The sequence below is a fragment of the Pseudomonas sp. genome, from assembly GCF_032058845.1.
Classification (GTDB): Bacteria; Pseudomonadota; Gammaproteobacteria; order Pseudomonadales; family Pseudomonadaceae; genus Aquipseudomonas.
Genome location: NZ_DAMCCR010000187.1, coordinates 1 through 2,810, shown reverse-complemented (window position 1 = coordinate 2,810; position 2,810 = coordinate 1). Strand labels below are relative to the sequence as shown.

General features: G+C 62.1%; 2 protein-coding genes and 1 tRNA gene. 1 reads left to right on the top strand and 2 read right to left on the bottom strand.

Features of this window, described 5'->3' with window-relative positions:
* Nucleotides 1-221 precede the first annotated feature (221 nt).
* Nucleotides 222-298, bottom strand: a tRNA-Val gene (locus RT028_RS20210).
* Between the two features lie 203 nt (nucleotides 299-501).
* Between RT028_RS20210 and RT028_RS20205 the strand changes: the two genes are divergently transcribed.
* A complete protein-coding gene (locus tag RT028_RS20205; RefSeq protein ID WP_312937262.1) occupies nucleotides 502-1,785 on the top strand; it encodes an FAD-binding oxidoreductase in 1,284 nt (427 codons plus the stop codon).
* Nucleotides 1,786-1,818: 33 nt separating this feature from the next.
* On the opposite strand, the gene RT028_RS20200 is transcribed toward RT028_RS20205, so the two are convergent.
* A complete protein-coding gene (locus RT028_RS20200) occupies nucleotides 1,819-2,559 on the bottom strand; it encodes a peptidase C39 family protein (protein WP_409567325.1) in 741 nt (246 codons plus the stop codon).
* Nucleotides 2,560-2,810 lie beyond the last annotated feature (251 nt).

Here is a 2,810-nt window from a genome sequence, read left to right as displayed (position 1 = left end):
GACCCCCACCATGTCAAGGTGGTGCTCTAACCAACTGAGCTATGTGCCTGTCGTGTGGGGCGCATATTAGAGGGGAGTCAGTTCCCTGTAAAGCGCTTTTTCTTCAAATTAATCAAAAATTTGCGTGAAGTGCGGTGCAGCTCGATTCAACGCATTGCGGCAACACGAAGCGCCGCACAAACAAAAAAGGCGACCCGGTGGGGTCGCCCTTCTCATCGATTTGGTAGGCACAATTGGACTCGAACCAACGACCCCCACCATGTCAAGGTGGTGCTCTAACCAACTGAGCTATGTGCCTGTCGTGGGGCCGCATTCTACGGAATAGATAAGCGGTGTCAACTCTTTTTTTCGCGCTAACTCCCTGAATCCTAATAAATTTATAGCCGGATCCTGGTGCAGGCCCGCGCAACATGAATTTTCAGCGGCGACTAGCCGGTGTTTATTATTATTGATAGCATCCGCTGAACCGTTAAAAATATAGAACACGAGGGCTTCTCCGCCATGGCCAACATCCCCTACCCGCAGTCCTACTACGCCGACTCGGCCAACCCGGTGCCTGCACGTCCGGCGCTGCAGGGTGAGGTGGAAACCGATGTCTGCATCATTGGCGCTGGCTATACCGGCCTGTCCAGTGCGCTGTTCCTGCTGGAAAACGGCTTCAAGGTGCGCATCGTCGAAGCGGCCAAGGTCGGCTTCGGCGCCTCGGGCCGTAATGGCGGCCAGATCGTCAACAGCTACAGCCGCGACATCGATGTCATCGAGCGCAGCGTCGGCCAGCAGCAGGCACAACTGCTGGGCCAGATGGCGTTCGAAGGTGGCCGGATCATCCGCGAGCGGGTCGCCACCTATGGCATTGACTGCGCGCTGAAAAACGGCGGCGTTTTCGCAGCGCTGAAACCCAAGCAGATGGAGCACCTCGAAGCCCAGAAGCGCCTGTGGGAACGCTATGGCAACACTCAGCTGGAGCTGATGGACCGCAGCCGCATCCGTGAAGTGGTGGGTTGCGAGAACTACATCGGCGGCCTGCTCGACATGAGCGGCGGCCACATTCACCCGCTCAACCTGGCACTGGGTGAAGCGGCTGCGGTGGAATCGCTTGGCGGCATCATCTACGAGCAAACCCCGGCCATTCGCATCGAGCGCGGCGCCAACCCCGTGGTGCATACGCCCCAAGGCAAGATTCGCAGCAAGTTCATCATCGTTGCCGGCAACGCCTACCTGGGCAACCTGGTGCCGGAGCTTGCCGCCAAATCGATGCCATGCGGCACTCAGGTCATCACCACCGAGCCCTTGGGCGACGCGCTGGCCAAGAGCTTGCTGCCGCAGGACTACTGTGTGGAAGACTGCAACTACCTGCTCGACTACTACCGCCTCACCGAAGACAAGCGGCTGATCTTCGGCGGTGGTGTGGTGTATGGCGCGCGCGACCCGCAGAACATCGAAGCGATCATCCGGCCAAAGCTACTCAAGGCCTTCCCGCAGTTGCAGAACGTCAAGATCGACTACGCCTGGACCGGCAACTTCCTGCTGACGCTTTCACGCCTGCCGCAGGTAGGGCGCATTGGCGACAACATCTATTACTCGCAAGGCTGCTCGGGCCACGGGGTGACCTACACGCACCTGGCCGGCAAGGTGCTGGCCGAAGCCTTGCGCGGCCAGGCGGAACGCTTCGATGCCTTCGCTGGCCTGCCGCACTACCCGTTCCCGGGCGGCCAGTTGCTGCGTGTACCGTTCAGCGCACTGGGTGCGTGGTACTACAGCTTGCGCGATCGCCTGGGCTTCTGAGTCATTGTGGGGCGCCCTGCCCCGCGCAACCGTCTACTCCTGCAAGCGATCGATTGCCTGGCGCGCCGCCACTTCCTGACCGGCCTGCGCCAGCGCCTCGGCGGCCTGCCGCCAGCGCTGATGGTCCACCTCGGCCGGCAACTGCCGTGGCGGTTGAACCAGTACCGCCCAACTGCCTTCCTGCTGCCATGCCTGTTCAAAATCACTGAAGTCGACCAGACGGCGCCGATCCATGCCGGCGCGCAACAACATCCGCTGCTTGTAGCGGTCGTAGCCAATCACCACCGCGTAGCGCGGCTCGGCCCAGAAACTCGAGCCTTCGCGGTATCGCACCAGCACCGGATTGCCCGCCGCCAGTTGCACCAGCAAAGCCTGCAGACGTTTGTCCAATGGGTACACGACCATGCCGTACTCACGCGCTACACGGGGAATCGAGGTGTCCAGACGGTCGGCCTGCTGCGGCAACTTCAACGGCTCATCCAGCAGCCCCGGGGTGATGCTCACCCCTTGTTGAGACAGCAGCGCTGCCAGCGCCAAGGCGCCTCCGTGGTTGGCGTTGCCGCGAAAGAACGGCACGCTGCTGATTTCAACCCGCTGCGCCAACCCCTGGGGCAGCGGCGGCGGCGCGCTGGCGCAACCGGACAGGCTGGCGATCATCAGGCAAACGGCAAGCCAGCGGCGCCGGTTCAGGGCATAGGTCGGGGAAGAAGGCTGCGACATGATCTCTCGCTTGTCAGTGCCAGGCGGAGCGGGCCTGGCTGGGCCAACGATCATAGGCCGCGCGCCAGCCTCGGTACAGCCCGGCGCCATGCCCGGGTACTGGACCATCGGTCAATTGAACGTCCTCGACTTGCGGCTAGACTTCACAGCGTAGGGCCGGAGCGAACATTCACTCCGGCCAAGGAGCTGACCATGAGCCTGATAATGGCGATCTGCTTGCTGGTGCTGATGTGGACCAGCGTGGCCCTGGCCATGCTGTGGGGCGTGCTGCGCATCCTGCGCCGGCACGCACCCGCCTCGCCGCC

Bases quoted from the DNA above. Each gene is read 5' to 3' on its own strand.
- RT028_RS20205 (WP_312937262.1), top strand. From the start codon at position 502: ATGGCCAACATCCCCTACCCGCAGTCCTACTACGCCGACTCGGCCAAC.
- RT028_RS20200 (WP_409567325.1), bottom strand. From the start codon at position 2,559: ATGATCGTTGGCCCAGCCAGGCCCGCTCCGCCTGGCACTGACAAGCGA.